The organism is Synechococcus sp. CS-1332, from assembly GCF_025127995.1.
GTDB lineage: Bacteria > Cyanobacteriota > Cyanobacteriia > PCC-6307 > Cyanobiaceae > Cyanobium.
This window is the reverse complement of the sequence record NZ_JAHLYP010000038.1, coordinates 180,606-198,939: the sequence shown is the minus strand read 5'-3', so window position 1 is coordinate 198,939 and position 18,334 is coordinate 180,606. Positions and strand designations below refer to the sequence as shown.

The following is an 18,334-nucleotide window of genomic DNA, read 5'->3' as shown; positions in this document are numbered from 1 at the left end:
GTCGGTGTGGGAGTCGGTGTGGGAGTCGGTGTGGGAGTCGGTGTCGGTGTGGGCGTCGGCGTCGGCGTCGGCGTCGGCGTCGGCGTCGGAATCGGAATCGGAATCGGAATCGGATTGACGCCACCGCCGCCGCCACCGCGAGCGCCACCGGCCTCTGGCGGAGTCTCCTCCTCGGGTTCGTCGTCCCAGGTCCGGGCACGGCGTCGCTCCTGACCGAAGAGCTGCGCCAGGTAGTCCTCGAATCGGGGGAAGCCGCTGGCGAAGGGATCACGCTCAAGGCCAGCGCTGTCCTGCCCCTCACCGGCCTCCCAGGCTCGGCGCCGGATCGGATCCGAGAGAACCGCATAGGCCTCGTTGACCCGCTTGAAGCGGGCTTCGGCCACCGGATCATTGCCGTTGAGGTCCGGGTGCCACAGCCGGGCCTGCTGGCGGAAGGCCCGTTTGATGCTCACCGCGTCGGCACCCGGAGCCAGGCCGAGCACCTCCCAGTGATCACGGGCGGCCGTCGCCACCGAATCCGAGCTTGGGGATTGGCTCACGACCCTCAGCCGTCGGCCCAGGGGTCGTCCTGGTCGGCCCTGCCGCCACGGCGCGGACGATGCCGATCAGCGGCCGGGTCCCGCTCGAAGGACTCCTGACGATCCCAGGAACGGCCGTTCTCCCAGCGACGGGAGGGGATGTCGTCGTCGTAGCGGCTTTCCCGCTCGGCGAAGCGGCCGAGGGGGTAGGGATCGCGCTGGGGCAGCCGCGGCGGGCTGGACCAGGGATCGGAACGGCCCGATCCGCCCCAGTCATCCCAGTCGTCGTCGGAGAACAGTTCGTCCTTGAGGGAACCCAGGGTGTTCTTGAGTCCCTTGAGGGGACCGCTCTCCGAGCGCCGTTCCCCGAGCAGGCGCCGGTTGAGACCGAACAGGGCCTCCTGAAGCTGGCTGACGGTCAACTCCAGGTCGGCAGGGTCGTCCTGGGCCAGCACGTCCTGGACGTCACGCAGGGCCAGCTCGACAGCGCGCTGCTGGCGCTCGGCCCCGGCGGGTCCCAGCTCCAGGGCGGCATCCCGCAGACGGCGCTCAGCCTGGGCCACCAGGGTCTGGGCGCGATTGCGGCGATCGATCACCGCTCGTTTGCGGCGATCCTCGACCGACTTGCGCTCTGCCTCCTCCAGCAACCGGTTGATCTCCTCCTCGCTGAGGTTGGACCCCCCCTGGATCGAGACGCTCTGCTGGCGTCCGGTGGTGCGGTCGGTGGCGGAGACCTGCAGCAGGCCGTTGGCGTCGATGTCGAAGGACACCTGCACCTGGGGCACCCCGCGGGGCGCCGGTGGAATGCCGGAGAGCCGGAAGCGACCAAGTGATTTGTTGTCGGCGGCCATCTGGCGTTCGCCCTGCAGCACGTGGATCTCCACCGACGACTGGTTGGCCTCCGAGGTGCTGAACAGATCCGACTTGCGCACGGGAATCGAGGTGTTGCGCGGAATCAGCACCTTCATCACCCCACCGATCGTCTCCAGGCCGAGGGAGAGGGGGGTGACGTCGTTGAGCATCAGGTCGCGCAGTTCGCCGGTGAGGATGCCGGCCTGCACCGCCGCCCCGATGGCGACCACCTCATCGGGATTGACCGACTGGCAGGGCTCGCGGGGAATGAGGGTACGCACCATCTCCTGCACCATCGGCATGCGGGTGGAGCCACCCACCAGCACCAGATCGTCGATGGCGTCGGCATTCAGGCCTGAATCCCGCAGGGCCCGTTGGACCGGGCGCAGCAGCCGGTCGAGCAGGTCCGGACAGAGAGCTTCGAAGGTGCCCCGCTCCAGGGTCGTCTCGATGTGGAGCGGACCGTCGGGGCCCGTGGCGATGAAGGGCAGCGACAAGGGGGTGCTCTGCACTCCGGACAGCTCCTCCTTGGCCTTCTCGGCGGCCTCGGTGAGTCGCTGCAGGGCCTGGCGGTCGCGGCGCAGGTCGAGGCCGTTCTGTTGCAGGAAGGCTTCAGCCACCCAGTCGACGATGCGCCGGTCCCAGTCGTTGCCCCCCAGCTGGGTGTCGCCACTGGTGGCCATCACATCGAAGACACCGTTGGCGATGCGCAGCACCGACACGTCGAAGGTGCCGCCACCGAGGTCGAACACCAGCACCCGCTTGACGGTGCTGCGATCAAAGCCGTAGGCCAGCGCCGCCGCGGTGGGCTCATTGAGAATCCGTTCCACGGCGATTCCCGCCAACCGCCCGGCGTCGCGGGTGGCCTGGCGCTGGGCGTCGTTGAAGTAGGCCGGCACCGTGATCACCGCCGCTTCGACGGCTTCGCCCAGATAGGTGGCGGCGTCATCCACGAGCTTGCGCAGGATCGAGGCCACCAGTTCCTCCGGGGCGTACTCCCGTTCGGTGGCTGGGCAGATGACGCGCACATTGCCCTGGTCGTTGGCACGCACGCTGTAGGGCACCCCCAGGCTGCCCTCGTCAAGTTCGTCCCAGCTGCGGCCGACGAACCGCTTCAGGTTGGCAAACGTGTTGCGGGGGTTGAGCACCAGTTGGCGCCGGGCGAGCTGGCCAACCAGCAGCTCCTGGTCGCGGCTGAACCCGACCACCGAGGGCGTGGTGCGCCCCCCCTCGGCGTTGGCAATGACCTGGGGCCTGCCGCCTTCGAGCACGGCCACCACCGAGTTGGTGGTGCCCAGATCGATGCCAACGATGCGCCCCATGGAAGTCCTGATGGCGGCCCAACGCTACCGGAGCCTGACGGCCGTTAAACCCAGCTTAAACGCGGGGGCTGAAACTCGTGCTCAGATCAGGTGGAACGTCCATGCCGACCGGCACTATTCCTGCATGAGGAGCGCCACACCCATCGACGCGTTCACCCTGAGGCGACGTCCCCCCCAGGAAAAGCTTTTCGACATCGGCTTCCGCCAGCTCACCCTGGTGCTGGCGGCGTCGGTGGGGATCGTGCTGCTGGCGATCTTCCTGACGGTCTTCAGCGGCGCCAGGGAGGCCATGGCCACCTTCGGCCTCAAGTTCCTGACCACCTCCGCCTGGGATCCCGTCAACGAGCAGTACGGGGCCCTGATCGCGATCTACGGGACGCTTGTCACCGCGATCCTTTCCCTGCTGATCGCCGTTCCCATCGGCTTGGGCACCGCCATTTTCATTACCGAGGATCTGATCCCCAGCCGCTTAAGGGGCCTCATCGGCCTGCTGGTGGAACTTCTGGCCGCCATTCCATCGGTGGTTCTCGGCCTCTGGGCCATCTTTGTGATGGAGCCGGCCATCCGCCCCTTCCTTTCACTGCTGCACACGACCCTCGGCTGGACCCCCTTCTTCTCCACCGCACCCCAGGGTCCCGGCACGGCCCCCGCGATCCTGATTCTTGTGGTGATGGTGCTTCCGATCATCACCGCCATTTCCCGTGATGCCCTCAACCAGGTGCCGATCGAATTGCGTCAGGGGGCCTATGGGGTCGGCACCACCCGCTGGGGCGCCATCTTCAATGTGATTCTGCCGGCAGCTGTCTCTTCGATCATGGGCGGCGTGATGCTCTCCCTGGGTCGGGCGATGGGCGAAACCATGGCCGTCACGATGATCATCGGTAACTCCCTCAACTTCAGCGTGTCCCTCCTGGCACCGGGAAACACCATCGCCTCGATGCTCGCCAACCAGTTTGGTGAAGCCGATGGCATTCAGGTCTCGGCCCTGATGTACGCGGCCGTCGTCCTGATGATTCTCACCTTCGTCGTCAACGTGTTGGCCCAGTGGATCGTGCGGCGTCTCAGCCTGCGCTACTGAACCCTTCCACGCCTCCCCTTCCACAGCCCGCCCACCCCGTTCCCTGGCCATGTCTGTCTCGACCCCACCAACGACCAGTCACTTCACGGAGCGGCTTACCCTTCACTACGACCCCGGCCTGAAGCGCAATCGCTTCAATCAAGTGGCCAACGCCATTGCCGCTTTTTTTGCGGCGCTTGCGGTGGTCCCCCTCTTCCTGGTGTTGATTTACGTCCTTATCCAAGGGGGGCAGCTGCTCAGCCTGCGGCTGCTCACCGAACTGCCCCCGGCCCCCGGCCTCGAAGGTGGCGGCATCGGTAACGCGATCCTCGGCACCATCGTCGTCACCCTGATCGCCTCCTTGATCGCCATTCCGGTGGGGGTGGGGGGTGGCGTTTATCTCTCGGAATATGCCCAGGACGGCTGGTTCTCCAAGTTCGTGCGTTTCGGCAACGATGTTCTCGCCGGAGTGCCCTCGATCATCTGCGGTGTTTTCATCTATTCCCTGATCGTGACCACCCGGCTGTTCTTCGACCAGAGCTTCAGCGCCATGGCCGGCGGCATCGCCCTTTCCGTTCTGATGCTGCCCACCGTGATCAAGACCACCTATGAGGGCTTGCTGCTGGTGCCCCAAGAGATGCGCATGGGGGCCTACGGCGTCGGTGCCTCCCGATTCGTCACCATCACCCAGATCACCCTGCCCGCCGCCTTCACACCGATCGCCACGGGCGTGGTGCTGGGGATCGCCAGGGCCGCAGGGGAGACGGCACCGCTGATTTTCACGGCCCTCTTCTCCCCCTTCTGGCCGGAAGGATTGTTCAATCCGATCGCCACCATGTCGGTGCTGATCTTCAACTTCGCGATCATGCCCTACGAAGCGCAGAACGAGCTGGCCTGGGCCGCCTCCTTCGTGCTCGTGATCATGATTCTCGGAGCCAACCTGCTGGCCCGCTGGATCAGCAGCGCGACCCGGGCCTGACCCCTTTCCCCGTCCCTTTCCTCCGGCTTCGATTCCCCCCCATCCCTGACATGACTGCTTCCCCTTCCTCCACTGCCGCCAGTGACGTCTGCATGTCCCTGCAGGACGTGACCATCTCCTACGGCAGCTTCGAGGCGGTCAAGAACGTCTACATGGATCTCCCCAAGGGCAAGGTGACGGCCTTCATCGGCCCCTCCGGCTGCGGCAAGAGCACGGTGCTGCGGGCCCTCAACCGCATGAACGACCTGATCCCCGGCTGCAGCCTCAAGGGGCGTGTGGTCTTCGATCAGCACGATCTCTACGACAAACGCGTCGATCCGGTGGAGGTGAGGCGCCGCATCGGCATGGTGTTCCAGAAGCCCAACCCCTTCCCCAAGTCGATCTACGAAAACATCGCCTTCGGCGCCCGGATCAACGGCTACAAAGGTGACATGGACGAGCTGGTGGAGCGCTCCCTGCGCAAGGCCGCCGTCTGGGATGAGTGCAAGGACAAGCTCAAGGAGAGCGGCTTCTCCCTCTCCGGCGGCCAGCAGCAGCGGCTCTGCATCGCCCGGGCCATCGCCACGGAGCCCGAAGTGATCCTGATGGACGAGCCCTGCTCGGCGCTCGATCCGATCTCGACCCTCAAGATCGAAGAGACTATGCACGAGCTGAAGCGGAGCTACACGATCATGATCGTGACCCACAACATGCAGCAGGCCGTGCGCGTCGCCGACATGACCGCGTTCTTCAACGCCGAGGCCGTCGAAGGAGGCTCGGGGAAAGTTGGCTATCTGGTGGAATTCAACGAGACCGAGAACATCTTTAATTCTCCTAGCCAGCAGTCGACGCTTGACTATGTCAGCGGACGGTTCGGCTGATTCCAGACTTAGGGATCATCATCAGCAAAGCGGCCAACAGAACCCTCTCAGCACCTGGGCTGAGGGATGTTCTGCGCGGCTGCGAACCAAAAAAAAGCCGGCCCATAGGACCGACTTCAGAAACGGAGAGGGAGGGATTCGAACCCTCGATAGAGTTGCCCCTATACAGCATTTCCAGTGCTGCGCCTTCGACCACTCGGCCACCTCTCCAGGGGCGAAATGGGGCAGATGTCAATGTAGCAGGGGCTGCACCCGGACCCCTCGCCCCGTTTGCACCCTCCCCCCTGCCCAGCGCCCCCATGAGCCGCACCTACCCGATCACGGTCCACTGGCGACAGGCCAACCGTGTCATCCGCCTGGACGTGCCGGAAGGGGAGTACATCCTGCGCAGCTTCGAAGCGCAGGGCGAACCACTGCCCTTCAGCTGCCGCAACGGCTGCTGCACAGCCTGCGCCGTGCGGGTGCTGGAGGGAAGCATTGATCAGCGGGAGGCCCTCGGCCTCTCCAAAGACCTGCGCAAGGAGGGCTATGGACTCCTCTGCGTCGCCCGGGCCACCGGTCCGCTGGACGTGGAGACCCAGGACGAGGACGAGGTCTACGACCGCCAGTTCGGTCGCTTCTTCGGCCGCGGTCTGGTGCGTCCCGGTCTGCCCCTGGACGACGAATGACCTCCCTCTGTCAACGGGCCTTGGAGGGCTCCGGCCTTGATGCCAACGAGCTGGAACGGTTGCTGCAGGTGGCTCGCGAGGCCGCTGAAGCCGGCGGCCGTGAGTTGCGGCGCCACTTCGGCCAGCTGGAGCAGGTGAAGGAGAAGGGCATGGCGGGAAACCTCGTCACCGAGGCCGACTTGGCGGCCGAAGCCGCCGTTCTGGCGGTCCTGGCGGACGGCACCCCCACCGTGGCTGTGCTGGCCGAGGAAAGCGGCCAACTCGCCGGCCAGGGGGACCTGCAGTGGTGCGTCGACCCCCTCGATGGCACCACCAACTACGCCCATGGCTATCCATTCTTCGGCACCTCCGTGGGGCTCAGCTGGCAGGGGCTGCCCCTGCTCGGCGCCCTGGAGGTGCCAGTCCTGGAGGAGCACTACTGGGCCGCCCCGGGCCGGGGCGCCTGGTGCAACGGACGCCGGCTACGGGTCAGCGACTGCGGCGCCCTGGCGGATTCTCTGCTCGTCACCGGTTTCTCCTACGACAGGGTTCACCGCCTCGACAACAACTACGCCGAGTTCGCCTGGTTTACCCACCGCACCCACGGGGTGCGCCGTGCGGGGGCCGCTGCCGTGGATCTGGCCTTCGTCGCCGCCGGCCGGGTCGATGGCTACTGGGAGCGGGGGTTGTCCCCCTGGGACCTTGTGGCCGGCGTGGTGCTGGTGGAAGAGGCCGGTGGGCAGGTCTGCGCCTACGACGGCAGCCGCCTCGACCTGGCCGATGGCCGGGTGATCGCCTGCACCCCCGCCCTGCGCCAGCCCCTGATCGAAGGGCTGGCGCTCTGCCGGCCACTCAGCGGTGCCAGCTTCGGTGCCCCCGAGCTGGACGCCACCACTCCATAGGATCCGACCCCCCACCCCCGACCGACCTCCGTCCTCCATGGCCCTCCAACCTGCCGCCGGCGCGCGGGACCTGAACCCGGGTCAGGTGGACAGCAATCGGCGCCTGTGCGACCTGCTGGCCAACGTCTATCGCCTCTGGGGCTACCAGGAAGTGGCGCCCCCCACCATTGAACGGCTCGACACTCTGGAGGCCGGCGGCGCCATCGCCGAACGGGAGCTCGTGCGGCTGGTGGCCGATGAGCCCCTGGGGCTGCGGCCGGAACTCACCGCGCCGATCGCCCGGGCCGCCAGCACCCGGATGCTGGGCCGTCCCCGGCCCCTGAGGCTCTGGGCCAGTGGCACCACCTTCCGCAGCTTCACTGGCGATGGGGGCGGCCAGCGCGTCAGCGAGGAACTGCAGAGCGGCGTGGAACTGCTGGGGGAGCCCTCCCCCGCCGCGGACACCGAGCTGCTGCACCTGCTGCTGGCGGCGGTGGCCAGCCTGGGTCTGCCACCCCAGCACCAGCCCACCCTGCTGGTGGGTCACCACGGGCTGCTCAGCGCCCTGCTCAGCCAGGTCCCGGTGGATCAGCGCTCCCTGGCCCGCCATGCCCTCACCGACTTCGACCCCCTGGCCCTCGGCGCGCTGTCCCTTCCCGACAGCCAGCGGCAACGGCTGATGGCCTTGATCGGCCTGCGGGGCGAGCCTGTGCGGGTTCTCTATCAGCTGGAACAGTGGCTCGGACCGGTGCCGCTGCTGGAGTCGCTCGCCGCCACCCTGGCCAGCGTCAAGCCACCAGCCGCCACCCTTGGCGTGCGGGTGCAGCTGGATCCCACCTTCCAGCCCCATTTCGATCTTTACGACGGCCTGGTGTTCAAGCTTGTCTGCCAGGGGGCCGATGCCCCGGTGGCCATCGCCAGCGGCGGCCGCTACGACGCCCTGGTGGGACGCTTCTGCGCCGACCACACCCAGGCGGCCGGCACCGGCTTCGGTTTCGACGTGGAGGCCATCCGGGATCTGCTCGAATCAGGGGATGTCCCTCTGGCGGCTGATGGTCAGGCCCCGGGTCCGTGGCTGGTGGCCAGCGCCACCGCCGCCGGCCTCGGGCGGGCCCTCAGCCACATGGGAGATCTGCACGGGAAAGGAGAAGCCGCCGAGCTTTGCACCCACCCCTGCGCGGACCGCGCCGAAGCGGAACGGCTCGCCGCGGAACGGGGCTGCCGTGGTGCGGTCTGGCTGGCTGCCTAGGATCCGGCCGCTGCTTCTCCCCATCGATGGCCCACTCGATCGTCACCAACGTCTGCGAGGGCGTGGCCGACTGTGTCGACGCCTGTCCGGTGGCCTGCATCCACCCCGGCCAGGGGGCGAACAGCAAGGGAACCGTGTTCTTCTGGATTGACTTCGACACCTGCATCGACTGCGGCATCTGCCTTCAGGTGTGTCCGGTGGAGGGGGCGATCCTGCCGGAGGAGCGGCCCGACCTGCAGAAGCCTGGCGGCTGAGGTCCGCTGGTTCGGGGACCCCACCCTCGCTGGTCTTGAGCCGCCGCGCACCCCCACCTAGGTTCAGGGCGATTCTTCTCATTCGCCATGACGGTGCTGGAACAGGGCCAGATTCAGATCCACACCGAGAACATCTTCCCGATCATCAAGAAGGCCGTCTATTCCGGCCATGAGGTGTTCCTGCGGGAACTGGTCAGCAACGGGGTGGATGCGATCAGCAAGCGCCGCATGGCCGCCATGGCCGGCGACTGCAGCGAGGGCACCGAGGGAGCCATCGCCATCCGGATTGATCGGGAGGCCAAAACCCTCACCATCAGCGACAACGGCATCGGCATGACCGCCGATGAGGTGAAGCGCTACATCAACCAGGTGGCCTTCTCCAGCGCCGAGGACTTCCTCGAGAAGTACAAGAGCGAGAGCGACGCCATCATCGGCCACTTCGGACTGGGTTTCTACTCCAGTTTCATGGTGGCTTCCCGCGTGGAGCTGGTCAGCCTGAGTGCCCGGCCCGACGCTGAGGCGGTGCGCTGGAGCTGCGACGGCTCCCCCAATTTCAGCCTCGAGGGGGCCGAGCGGTCCGAACCCGGCACTGACGTGATCCTGCACCTGATGGAGGAGGAGCTGGAGTACATCGAACCCTCCAGAATCCGCACCCTGATCACCACCTACTGCGACTTCCTGCCGGTGGCGGTGCAGCTCGATGGCGAGACGGTCAACAAGCGGGAGGCGCCCTGGCGCAAAAGCCCCCGGGAGCTCAGCGACGACGATTATGTCGCCCTCTACCGCTATCTGTACCCCTTCCAGGGTGACCCCCTGCTCTGGGTGCACCTCAACACCGATTACCCCTACAACCTGCAGGGCATTCTCTACTTCCCCAGGATCACCGGCCGTGCCGACTGGGAGAAGGGCGAGATCCGCCTCTACTGCAACCAGGTGTTTGTCAGCGATTCCATCAAGGAGGTGGTGCCCCGCTATCTGCTGCCTCTGCGGGGTGTGATCGATTCGCCCGACATCCCGCTGAACGTCAGCCGCAGCGCCCTGCAGACCGATCGGCGGGTGCGCTCGATCGGCGGCTTCGTGGCCAAGAAGGTGGGCGACCGGCTCAAGGAGCTGCACCGCGACGAACCGGCCCGCTACGCCGAGATCTGGGATTCGCTGGCCCCCTTCATCAAGATTGGTGCCATGGAGGACGAGAAGTTCGCCGAGCAAGTGGCGGATCTGATCCTGTACGGCACCACAGCCGCCGCCGCCCAGCCGCCCGAGGACGGCGAAGCCAGCACCGGCCTCGATCCCGTTGCCACCGATGGGCGCACCTTCACCACCCTGGCCGGCTACCGGGGCCGCCTGGCCGGCGACAACGCCGATCGGATCCTCTACTGCACCGATGAGGCCGGGCAGGCCGGAGCCCTGGCCCTGTGGAAGGGGCAGGGGGCGGAGGTGCTGTTGGCCGACACCCTGATCGATTCCCAGTTCATCCCCTGGCTCGAGGCCCGCCATGGCGACCTGCGTTTCCAGCGGGTCGACGCCGAGCTCGACGCCAGCCTGCATGAGCCCGAGAGCGAGCTGGCCGATGCCGAAGGCAAGGACAGCGGTGAGAAGCTCCGCGACCTGTTCAAGGCCGCCCTCGCTGACAACAAGATCACCATCCAGGTGCAGTCGCTGAAGGGGGAAGGCTCACCGGCTGCCCTGATCCTGCTGCCGGAGCAGATGCGCCGTCTCAATGACATGGGAGCCCTGATGGAGCAACGGCTGCCGGGCCTGCCCGATCACCACGTGCTGCTGGTGAATCGCCGCCATCCCCTGGTGGAGGGTCTGCTCAAGCTCTCGTCCGGTGCCGTCATCACCGGGTCCGACACCACCTCCCCCAGCCGCCAGCTGGCGGAGGATCTCAGCCGCCACATCTATGAGGTGGCGCGCCTGGCCGTGGGAGGCCTGGAGCCCAACCAGCTGGCCGGTTTCCAGCAACGCAGCTCCGACCTGATGGGTCAGCTGATGCAGCGGGGCCTCTGAGCCCGGCGTCGCAGAGGGCGGCCACCAGGGGATCTGAACGGGCCGCCTAACGTTGGCCGATGGCGGCCCGCCCCCCCCTCTCCAGCCTGCGTCGGCAGCCCGCCGTCCTGGGGCTGCTCGCCGTCCTGCTGCTGGTGCTGGTGTCCACCACCGGCCTGAAATCGGTCCAGGCGGTCGCGGCGGAGCCGGTGCCGATAAGGGTGCTGATGCCCGCCCCCCTCGCCGACGCGGTGGCAGGCCCGGTGGCGCGCTTCAACGCCAGTGGTTCCGGGGTGGCGCTGGAGGTGATCCGCGGCCCCCTGGACACGGAGACCATCTCCGACCTGGCCATCAGCAGCCTGCTGCTGGGCGAAGCCCCCTTCGATCTGCTGCTGGTGGATGTGAGCTGGCTGGCCAAGTACGTGGCTGCCGGCTGGTTCCTGCCGTTGGAACGGTGGTTCGGCCCGGAGGTGCTGGCGGCCATGGAGCCCGGCGCCCGCCTGGGCAATGGCCTGGGGGAGCACCTCTGGCGCATGCCCCTCACCGGCGACACGGGCCTGCTCTACTGGCGCACCGACCTGATGGAGCGACCGCCCCGTGACACCGAGGAGCTGGTGGCCATCTCCCGCGATCTGCAGCGCCGCGGCAGGGTGCGCTGGGGCTATCTCTGGCAGGGGCGCCAGTACGAGGGGCTGAGCTGCGTGATGGTGGAGATGCTGCAGGGCTTCGGCGCCCGCTGGTGGGATGACGCCACCGCACGGACGGTGCTGGACAGTCCGCAGGCCGTGGCGGCCGCCGGATGGCTCGACGCCCTGCTGCGCGACGGGGTCAGCCCCAAGGCGGTGGCCAACTACGCCGAAAATGATGCCCTGCAGTCCTTCGCCGCCGGTGAGGCCGCCTTCCTGCGCAACTGGCCCTACGCCTGGCGGGAGATCGAGAAGGGCGGAGGGCCGGTGAAGGGCAAGGTGGGTGTGACGTCCATGGTGGGGGCCCCGGGGGAGCAGGGAGGCGGCACCCTTGGCACCTGGGGGCTCTCCCTGATCAAGGGCAGCCCCCATCCCGAGGAGGCGGTGGCGGTGATCCGCTGGCTCACCGGCCCCGTTGTGCAGCGCCAGCTTGCCATCGAGCAGGGCTATGCCCCCACCTGGAGCCGGCTCTACGACGACCCGGACCTGCAACGCCGCGCCCCTCTCCTGGCGGTGCAGCGGCAGGCCCTGCGACATCCCCAGCTGCGGCCACTCACGCCCGCCTATGCCCAGCTCAGTGATCTGCTGGCCCGCCAGGTGAACGGCATGCTCACCGGCCAGGCGGGGCCCGACCAGACCATGGCCACCGCCCAGCGCCAGAGCCTCCAGGTGCTGCGCTCGGTCGCGGGCACCCCAGGCAGCCCTCCGGGAAGCCCTCCCCGAAGCCCATGAGAACCCGCAGCAGTTCGCTTCTGTTGATACTGCCGGCGCTGGTCCTGCTGGCGGCGGTGTTTCTCTATCCCCTGCTGCGCTACGGCTGGCTGAGCTTCCACGCCAGCTCGGTGCTCACCGGGCTGGTGCCCGTCCCGAATGGAGGCGCCAACTGGGGCCGTCTGCTCGATGACGTCCGCTTCTGGACGGATGCGGGCCAGACCCTGAGGTTCGCCATCTGCTCGGTGGCCCTGGAACTGCTGGGGGGCCTGGCCCTGGCCCTGCTGCTGCACCGCCCCTTGCGGGGCCGCGGCCCCCTGCGGGCCCTGACCCTGCTGCCCTGGGCCCTGCCCACCACGGTGATGGCCCTGGGTTGGCGCTGGATCCTCAACGATCCCCATGGACCGCTCAACGCCGCCATCCGCTCCCTGGGCGGCAGCAGCTATGGCTTTCTCTCCACCCCGGCCACCACCTGGTTCTTTGTGGTGCTGGCGGATGTCTGGAAGACCATGCCGTTCGTGGCCCTGCTGCTGCTGGCGGGGCTGCAAACGATTCCAGTGGACCTGGAGGAGGCCCTGCGCCTGGAGGGGGCCAGCCGCCTCCAGATCCTGCGCCGCCTCACCCTGCCGCTGTTGGTGCCCTACATCACCCTGGCCGTGCTGTTCCGACTCGCCCAGGCCCTCGGGGTGTTTGACCTGATCCAGGTGCTCACGGGCGGCGGGCCTGCCGGCAGCACCGAGAGCCTGGCCCTTTATGCCTATCTCAATGCCATGCGTTTCCTGGACTTCGGCTACGCCAGCACGGTGATGCTCGCCACGTTCCTGCTGTTACTGGTGCCGCTCGGCGGCGGCTGGCTGCTGCTGCGGCGCGCTGGCCTGGAGCGAACGACGGAGCGGGCGGCATGAGGCTGCTTGTGCTGCTCTGGAGCCTGGGGCCCCTGCTCTGGCAGCTGCGTACCTCCCTGCTGCGCCCGGAAGCCCTGGTGGCGCCCCTGCTGGAGGGCAACCCCTGGACACTGGCCAACTACCAGCTGGTGCTCTCCGGCGACCCCCCCTTCTGGCGGTACCTGGGCAACAGCGCCCTGGTGGGTCTGGCCACCACCCTGCTCACCCTGCTGCTGGCGGTGCCCTGCGCCTACGGCTTGCAGAAGCAAGGGGGGCCCTTGCGCTGGGGGGTGGGCCTGGCTCTGGTGGCGGCGGCCATGTTCCCCACCGTGCTGCTGTTCCTGGCGCTGCTGGAGATGGCCCGGAGCTTCGGCCTGGCCAACAACCTGCTCACCCTCAGCCTGCCCTACACGGCCTTGTCCCTGCCCCTGGCCGTGCTGCTGCTGCGGGCCGCCCTCGCCGACCTTCCCGGGGAGCTGGAGGATGCCGCGCGGCTGGAGGGCCTCCATCTGGGTCAGCGGCTCCGATTCGTTCTTCTCCCCCTGCTGGGGCCGGCCCTGGCCAGCACGGCCATCCTGGTCTTCCTGGCCAGCTGGAACGAGTACGCCATCGCGCTCACCTGGATCAGCCGCGACGATCTGCTCACCCTGCCGATCGCCATCGCCCGGATCGGGGGCGGCTCGGTGTTCACCATCCCCTACGGCGCCTTCGCCGCTGCCACCGTGCTGGGCAGCCTGCCCCTGCTTGTTTTGGTGTTGCTGGCCCAGAGGTCGATCGTCTCGGGACTCACCCGTGGGGCGGTGAAGGGATGAGCACCGCCTCCGGCGCCGGTCTGGAACTGCGGCAGCTGTGCCGCGAAGTGGGGGAACGGCGGTTGCTGGATCGGCTCGACCTGCACGTCGCCCCCGGCGAATGCGTCGCCCTGCTGGGACCCAGCGGCTGCGGCAAGTCCACCACCCTGCGCCTGGTGGCGGGGCTGGATCCAGCCAGCGGAGGACAGGTGCTCCTTGACGGGGAGGATCTCAGCGAGCGGGGCCCAGGCGAACGGCAGGTGGCGATGGTCTTCCAGAGTTACGCCCTCTACCCCCACCTGAGCGTGGCGGGCAACCTGGAGCTGGGCCTGCAGGTGCGCGGGATGGCCGTCCGCGAGCGCCAGCGACGCATCGACGCCACCCTCGACCTGCTGCAGCTCGGGGAGCTGCGCCATCGCCGGCCCGCCCAGCTCTCCGGCGGCCAGCGCCAGCGGGTGGCCCTGGCCCGGGCCCTGCTCCGCCAACCACGGATCGTTCTGCTGGATGAGCCGATGAGCAACCTCGACGCCCAGCTGCGGGAGGACCTGCGACCGGAACTGCGGCGGCTGCTTTGCGGCCGGGAGCAACCGGTGATCTACGTGACCCACGACCAGCAGGAGGCCGTGGGCATGGCCGACCGCATCGCCCTGCTCGAGGCAGGCCGGCTGCAGCAGGTGGGCAGCCCGCGGGAGCTCTACACCAACCCCGCCAACCGATTCGTTGCCTCGTTTCTGGGCCGGCCAGCGATCAACCTGCTGTCGATCGAGCCCGGACGCCAGCTCGGCCTGCGGCCCGAGCACCTGCACCTGAGCGAGGACGGTGCCGTGGCGGCACGGTTGCTGCGCCGTGAGTGGTGGGGCCACCAGCAACTCCTCTGGCTCGACAGCCAGTGGGGCACCCTGCGGGTGCTCACCGCCCCCGAGACAGCGACGCCCCAGGAACCGCGACTGAGCTGGCAGCGGCAGCACGAACTGTGGTTCGATCCCCAGAGCGGCGCCAGACTCCTTCACTGACGGCCACGGGGCCGAGCCAGACACCATTTGGTAAACTCTCAGGCTGGCTCAGGCCTGCATCGTCCACCGTCGTCACAACGTCATGTCCCGGGTCTGTCAGCTCACCGGCAAGCGCGCCAACAACGGCATGGCCGTCAGCCATTCCCACGTGCGCACCAAGAAGCTGCAGCAGGTGAATCTGCAGGAGCGTCGGCTGTGGTGGGCCGAGGGCAATCGCTTCATCAAGCTGCGGGTGTCCACCAAGGCCCTCAAGACCATCCTGAAGAAAGGCCTCGGCACCTATGCCAAGGAATTGGGTGTCAACCTGGCCAAGATCTGAACCGGCGTAGATCCACAGCCCCGGGGTAGGCCTGAAGCATCGCTAGGGTCCACTCCTGATGCAGTCAAGCTCGTGGAGCGTCGCATATTTTTAGGTGGAGCGGCGCTGGCCAGCATCGGCCTGCTGGTGCGTCCATCCCGAGCCGGGGCCATCGGCGGCACCTTGCCGGAGATCGGCCAACCAGCCCCTCTCTTTGATCTCGACGGTGTGGCACCGGGGCCCGATGGGGCGGTAAGGGAGACCCACCTCTCCACCGGAGAGTTCCAGGGCCGCTGGATGGCGCTCTACTTCTATCCCAAGGATTTCACCAGCGGCTGCACCCTGGAGGCCCGCGGCTTCCAGCGCGACCTGGCCAGCTTCCATGCCCGCAACGCCGAGGTGGTGGGCGTGAGTGCCGATGACGCCGAGGCCCATCTCTCCTTCTGCGGCAGCGAGGGTTTGGCCTACCCACTGCTCTCCGACCCCGGCGGGCTTGTCAGCCGGCGCTTCGGCTCCTGGCTGGCCCCCTTCTCGGCCCGCCATAGCTTCCTGATCGATCCGGAGGGTGTCCTGAGGGCCAGCTGGGTGGCGGTCAGGCCCTCCGGCCACAGCCAGGAGGTGCTGGCGGAGCTGGCCAGGCTGCAGGGGGAGAGCGCGCTTTGATCTGGCGCCGGCGCCTCCTGGGCCTGATCGGAGCCACGTTCGTTGGCCTGCCGCTGCTGGCGTTGTCAGGCCATGGCGATCCCTCCGCTGACAGCCTGCGCTTCCTGGCCACCGGAGACAGCGGCAGCGGCAATGCCCACCAGCGGGCGGTGGGCCAGCGGATGGCCGACGCCCATCGGCGCGCGCCGGTGGATCTGGTGCTCCTGGCTGGCGACAACATCTACCCCTCCGGCGACCTGGCCCTGGTGGAGAGCACCTTCCGCAGGCCCTATGCCACCCTGCTGCGGGCCGGGGTCCCCTTCCACGCCGTCCTCGGCAACCACGACATCCGCACCGCCAACGGTGAGCCGCAGATCGCGTTCCCCCCCTTCGGCATGAAGGGCCGCTGGTACACCCTGCGGCGCGGGCCGGTGCAGTTCTTCCTGCTGGACACCAACGTCAACGCCCGCTGGCAGCATCAGAGGCCCTGGCTGCAGCAGGCTCTGGCCGCCAGCACGGCCCCCTGGAAGGTGGTGGTGGGGCATCACCCGATCCACTCGTCCGGCTTCTATGGCAATGATCCGGCGGCCATCGCCCGGCTCACGCCCCTGTTCCGCCGCTACGGGGTGCAGCTGTACATCAATGGCCACGACCACCACTACGAGCGCACCCGCCCGATCGATGGCACCACCTACCTCACGGTGGGCAACGGCGGTGCCCAGCTGCGAGCCGTGCTGCCCAACGCCAACACCACCCGAGCCCTGAGCACCTACGGCTTCGCTGAAGTCAGCGCCACCCCTGACCGGATGCGCCTCGAGGCCTGGGACAGCCAGGGCCGTCGGATCGACCAAGCGGTGCTGCTACGGCCCGACTGATGCCGAGCCCCGCGGCGGGAATCAGGCCTTCAGGGCCGCCAGTACCTCCCGGTGCACCTGGCTGCCGCGCTGCAGAGCGGCCGTGCCAGCACCGACTGGCGGCGTGTCGAGCACGGCGGCCCAGCTCGCCAGGAAGGGTCCTGAGGGTGTGGCATCGAGGTCCTGACAGGGACAGCCGATGCCCGCCGCCGCGGCGCCCACCTTGGGGTCATAGCTGAGGGCGACACAGGGGCTTCCTGCCAGTGCCGCCAGGATCAACCCATGCAACCGCATGGCGAGCACCAGACCCGCCTGCCGGAAGACGCCCATGGCCTCCTCAGGGGTCTGGACCGACAGTTCGCGGCTGCGGCCCGCGAGCGCCGGGCCCACCAGACCCTGCTGGGTGAGACTCGCCAGCAGACCCCGGTCCTGATCCTGATGGAAGGGGAGCCACAGCACCTCCCGGTCGGCCGCCTCCGCCAGACGTTCGAGGGCTTGCAAGTAGGGCACCCAGGCCGCACCACCCAGCTGCTGCACCGGCCGGAAGCAGAGCACGATCGGCCCACCGCGGCCGCTCCAGGCCTGGGCCGGCAGGCCCCACACCGGATCACTGCCGACGGAGGCCTCCACCCCCCAGGCCCTCGCCTGGCCAGCGGAAGCGGTATCACGCCAGCTGATCGCCGTGGCCAGGGGGAGCAACCCCCGTACCAGGGCCCGGCTGCGGCGGCGGTGCAGGGGACCCAGCCCCTGGCCCCAGAGGATCACGGGCAGGCCCCGGACCCGAGCCGCCAGCATCAGGGCGCCGTAGTAGAGCAGGCTCTGGAAACTGGTGGTGTCCTGGAGCAGGCTGCCGCCGCCGAGCACCAGGGCCTCGCAGCGGCTGAGGGCGGCCAGCACCGACCCCAGGCGGCGGCGATCGGTCGTTTCCACCCCGAAGCGTTCGCGCACCAGGGCCTGGTCGTGGGCCGTGACCACAGGCTGACAGCCGGCGGGCAGCTGGCCCAGCAGCACCTGGAGCAGGGCGTCATCGCCGAGGTTGTGCTCGCCGTAGTACCCGCAGATCAGAGCACGCATCCGACGCAGCGGTAGTTCCGGCTCCGTACATTACGGATCGCACCAGGCTTTCTCCATGCACGCGCTGTCGCTGCCCACCTGGTGGATCCACATCACCTCGGTGCTCGAGTGGATGCTGGCGATCCTCGCCGTTCAGGCCTACGGCCGACTGCGGCGGGAAGGGGGCTGGCGCTGGCTGGCGCTGGCCATGGTGCCGGCCCTGGTGAGCGCCATGGCGGCCTGCACCTGGCATCTGTTCGACAACAGTGAGGCCCTCAAGGGACTGGTGGTGCTGCAGGCCGGTCTCACCGCCCTGGGCAACGGGGCCCTGGCCCTGGCCGCCTGGAACCTGCTGCGCCTGCAGCGGCTCAGCCCGGAGGACGGGCCCCCGTGACCGTCCCCCTGGCCGAATGGTTTCAGCGCCTCGGTGGCGTCGATCCCTCTCCGTTCTTCGTCCTCTCCCTCCTGCCCTACCTGGCCTTCCTGTGGTGGGCCCAGAAGGTGAGGGCCTTTCCGCGCCTGGCGCTGCGGGGGTTCCAGTTGACGCTGCTGTTCGTGGCGGTCACGATTGCCGCCGCCGTGGTGGCCCAGCTGGCCTACGGCCGGCAGCTGGCCGATGTGGATCCCCTCCACGGTGGCGCTGAAGCCTTCCTGACCCTCAGCAACCTGGTGGTGCTGCTGGGATTTCGGCCAGAGCAGACCCCGCCGCTTCAACCGCGTGCCGCCCCATCAGTGCCATCCCCATCCGAAGAACAGCAGCCGCCCGACGCCCCCAGGTGAACAAGTCTTAAGGG

General features: G+C 68.2%; 20 protein-coding genes and 1 tRNA gene. 17 read left to right on the top strand and 4 right to left on the bottom strand.

The window, feature by feature from the left end; all coding sequences use genetic code 11:
• The coding region (locus tag KQ305_RS08350; protein ID WP_259724943.1) for a J domain-containing protein at positions 1-512 on the bottom strand (512 nt) is incomplete at its 3' end.
• 32 nt (positions 513-544) lie between these two features.
• Positions 545-2,692 carry a molecular chaperone DnaK gene (dnaK, locus tag KQ305_RS08345; protein WP_259724942.1) on the bottom strand — a complete coding sequence of 716 codons (2,148 nt, stop codon included), beginning with the start codon at positions 2,690-2,692 and terminating at the stop codon, positions 545-547.
• Positions 2,693-2,816: 124 nt separating this feature from the next.
• Here dnaK and pstC point away from each other — a divergent pair, with 124 nt between their 5' ends.
• Genes pstC through pstB form a run of 3 tightly spaced genes read left to right on the top strand, consistent with a single transcriptional unit; the run spans position 2,817 to position 5,588 of the window.
• Positions 2,817-3,770: a phosphate ABC transporter permease subunit PstC gene (gene pstC / locus KQ305_RS08340; RefSeq protein ID WP_259724941.1), complete on the top strand. Its 954-nt coding sequence runs from the start codon at positions 2,817-2,819 to the stop codon at positions 3,768-3,770.
• A 49-nt stretch (positions 3,771-3,819) separates the two neighbouring features.
• The gene (pstA, locus tag KQ305_RS08335; protein ID WP_259724940.1) at positions 3,820-4,728 is read left to right on the top strand and encodes a phosphate ABC transporter permease PstA; all 909 of its coding nucleotides are present in this window, start codon (positions 3,820-3,822) and stop codon (positions 4,726-4,728) included.
• A gap of 50 nt (positions 4,729-4,778) precedes the next feature.
• Positions 4,779-5,588, top strand: coding sequence for a phosphate ABC transporter ATP-binding protein PstB (gene pstB / locus KQ305_RS08330; protein ID WP_259724939.1), 810 nt, complete (start codon positions 4,779-4,781; stop codon positions 5,586-5,588).
• Positions 5,589-5,711: 123 nt separating this feature from the next.
• Here the strand turns inward: pstB and KQ305_RS08325 are convergent.
• Positions 5,712-5,798: transfer RNA gene (locus KQ305_RS08325), tRNA-Ser, on the bottom strand.
• Between the two features lie 89 nt (positions 5,799-5,887).
• Here KQ305_RS08325 and KQ305_RS08320 point away from each other — a divergent pair.
• The 12 genes from KQ305_RS08320 (at position 5,888) to KQ305_RS08265 (ending at position 16,508) form a co-directional block, all read left to right on the top strand.
• Entirely contained in the window at positions 5,888-6,256 is a 369-nt protein-coding gene (locus KQ305_RS08320) for a 2Fe-2S iron-sulfur cluster-binding protein (RefSeq protein ID WP_259724938.1), read from the top strand.
• Positions 6,253-7,137 (top strand): inositol monophosphatase family protein, encoded by an 885-nt coding sequence (locus KQ305_RS08315; RefSeq protein ID WP_259724937.1) that lies wholly within the window; start codon positions 6,253-6,255, stop codon positions 7,135-7,137. Before KQ305_RS08320 ends, KQ305_RS08315 begins: the two co-directional genes overlap by 4 nt.
• Before the next feature lie 37 nt (positions 7,138-7,174).
• The gene (locus tag KQ305_RS08310) at positions 7,175-8,365 is read left to right on the top strand and encodes an ATP phosphoribosyltransferase regulatory subunit (protein WP_259724936.1); all 1,191 of its coding nucleotides are present in this window, start codon (positions 7,175-7,177) and stop codon (positions 8,363-8,365) included.
• A gap of 26 nt (positions 8,366-8,391) precedes the next feature.
• Positions 8,392-8,619 carry a ferredoxin family protein gene (locus KQ305_RS08305; protein WP_259724935.1) on the top strand — a complete coding sequence of 76 codons (228 nt, stop codon included), beginning with the start codon at positions 8,392-8,394 and terminating at the stop codon, positions 8,617-8,619.
• 87 nt (positions 8,620-8,706) lie between these two features.
• Positions 8,707-10,629 carry a molecular chaperone HtpG gene (htpG, locus tag KQ305_RS08300; protein WP_259724934.1) on the top strand — a complete coding sequence of 641 codons (1,923 nt, stop codon included), beginning with the start codon at positions 8,707-8,709 and terminating at the stop codon, positions 10,627-10,629.
• A 59-nt stretch (positions 10,630-10,688) separates the two neighbouring features.
• Positions 10,689-12,026 (top strand): extracellular solute-binding protein, encoded by a 1,338-nt coding sequence (locus KQ305_RS08295; protein WP_259724933.1) that lies wholly within the window; start codon positions 10,689-10,691, stop codon positions 12,024-12,026.
• The gene (locus tag KQ305_RS08290; protein ID WP_259724932.1) at positions 12,023-12,910 is read left to right on the top strand and encodes a carbohydrate ABC transporter permease; all 888 of its coding nucleotides are present in this window, start codon (positions 12,023-12,025) and stop codon (positions 12,908-12,910) included. Before KQ305_RS08295 ends, KQ305_RS08290 begins: the two co-directional genes overlap by 4 nt.
• Complete coding sequence (locus KQ305_RS08285; protein WP_259724931.1) at positions 12,907-13,701, top strand: carbohydrate ABC transporter permease; 795 nt, start codon at positions 12,907-12,909, stop codon at positions 13,699-13,701. Before KQ305_RS08290 ends, KQ305_RS08285 begins: the two co-directional genes overlap by 4 nt.
• Positions 13,698-14,693 (top strand): ABC transporter ATP-binding protein, encoded by a 996-nt coding sequence (locus tag KQ305_RS08280; RefSeq protein ID WP_259724930.1) that lies wholly within the window; start codon positions 13,698-13,700, stop codon positions 14,691-14,693. Before KQ305_RS08285 ends, KQ305_RS08280 begins: the two co-directional genes overlap by 4 nt.
• An 82-nt stretch (positions 14,694-14,775) precedes the next feature.
• Positions 14,776-15,012, top strand: a complete 237-nt coding sequence (gene rpmB, locus KQ305_RS08275) for a 50S ribosomal protein L28 (RefSeq protein ID WP_259724929.1) — start codon at positions 14,776-14,778, stop codon at positions 15,010-15,012.
• A gap of 72 nt (positions 15,013-15,084) precedes the next feature.
• Positions 15,085-15,654, top strand: coding sequence for a peroxiredoxin (locus tag KQ305_RS08270; protein ID WP_259724928.1), 570 nt, complete (start codon positions 15,085-15,087; stop codon positions 15,652-15,654).
• A complete protein-coding gene (locus tag KQ305_RS08265; RefSeq protein ID WP_259724927.1) occupies positions 15,651-16,508 on the top strand; it encodes a metallophosphoesterase in 858 nt (285 codons plus the stop codon). Before KQ305_RS08270 ends, KQ305_RS08265 begins: the two co-directional genes overlap by 4 nt.
• A 21-nt stretch (positions 16,509-16,529) precedes the next feature.
• On the opposite strand, the gene csaB is transcribed toward KQ305_RS08265, so the two are convergent.
• Complete coding sequence (gene csaB, locus KQ305_RS08260; RefSeq protein WP_259724926.1) at positions 16,530-17,561, bottom strand: polysaccharide pyruvyl transferase CsaB; 1,032 nt, start codon at positions 17,559-17,561, stop codon at positions 16,530-16,532.
• A 55-nt stretch (positions 17,562-17,616) separates the two neighbouring features.
• On the opposite strand from csaB, the gene KQ305_RS08255 reads away from it, so the two are divergent.
• Positions 17,617-17,934, top strand: coding sequence for a DUF2499 domain-containing protein (locus KQ305_RS08255; RefSeq protein WP_259724925.1), 318 nt, complete (start codon positions 17,617-17,619; stop codon positions 17,932-17,934).
• The gene (locus KQ305_RS08250; RefSeq protein WP_259724924.1) at positions 17,931-18,320 is read left to right on the top strand and encodes a DUF3593 domain-containing protein; all 390 of its coding nucleotides are present in this window, start codon (positions 17,931-17,933) and stop codon (positions 18,318-18,320) included. Before KQ305_RS08255 ends, KQ305_RS08250 begins: the two co-directional genes overlap by 4 nt.
• The last annotated feature ends 14 nt before the right edge of the window (positions 18,321-18,334 follow it).

Coding starts and splice junctions, on each gene's coding strand:
- dnaK (WP_259724942.1), bottom strand. CDS start 2,692: ATGGGGCGCATCGTTGGCATCGATCTGGGCACCACCAACTCGGTGGTG.
- pstC (WP_259724941.1), top strand. CDS start 2,817: ATGAGGAGCGCCACACCCATCGACGCGTTCACCCTGAGGCGACGTCCC.
- pstA (WP_259724940.1), top strand. CDS start 3,820: ATGTCTGTCTCGACCCCACCAACGACCAGTCACTTCACGGAGCGGCTT.
- pstB (WP_259724939.1), top strand. CDS start 4,779: ATGACTGCTTCCCCTTCCTCCACTGCCGCCAGTGACGTCTGCATGTCC.
- KQ305_RS08320 (WP_259724938.1), top strand. CDS start 5,888: ATGAGCCGCACCTACCCGATCACGGTCCACTGGCGACAGGCCAACCGT.
- KQ305_RS08315 (WP_259724937.1), top strand. CDS start 6,253: ATGACCTCCCTCTGTCAACGGGCCTTGGAGGGCTCCGGCCTTGATGCC.
- KQ305_RS08310 (WP_259724936.1), top strand. CDS start 7,175: ATGGCCCTCCAACCTGCCGCCGGCGCGCGGGACCTGAACCCGGGTCAG.
- KQ305_RS08305 (WP_259724935.1), top strand. CDS start 8,392: ATGGCCCACTCGATCGTCACCAACGTCTGCGAGGGCGTGGCCGACTGT.
- htpG (WP_259724934.1), top strand. CDS start 8,707: ATGACGGTGCTGGAACAGGGCCAGATTCAGATCCACACCGAGAACATC.
- KQ305_RS08295 (WP_259724933.1), top strand. CDS start 10,689: ATGGCGGCCCGCCCCCCCCTCTCCAGCCTGCGTCGGCAGCCCGCCGTC.
- KQ305_RS08290 (WP_259724932.1), top strand. CDS start 12,023: ATGAGAACCCGCAGCAGTTCGCTTCTGTTGATACTGCCGGCGCTGGTC.
- KQ305_RS08285 (WP_259724931.1), top strand. CDS start 12,907: ATGAGGCTGCTTGTGCTGCTCTGGAGCCTGGGGCCCCTGCTCTGGCAG.
- KQ305_RS08280 (WP_259724930.1), top strand. CDS start 13,698: ATGAGCACCGCCTCCGGCGCCGGTCTGGAACTGCGGCAGCTGTGCCGC.
- rpmB (WP_259724929.1), top strand. CDS start 14,776: ATGTCCCGGGTCTGTCAGCTCACCGGCAAGCGCGCCAACAACGGCATG.
- csaB (WP_259724926.1), bottom strand. CDS start 17,561: ATGCGTGCTCTGATCTGCGGGTACTACGGCGAGCACAACCTCGGCGAT.
- KQ305_RS08255 (WP_259724925.1), top strand. CDS start 17,617: ATGCACGCGCTGTCGCTGCCCACCTGGTGGATCCACATCACCTCGGTG.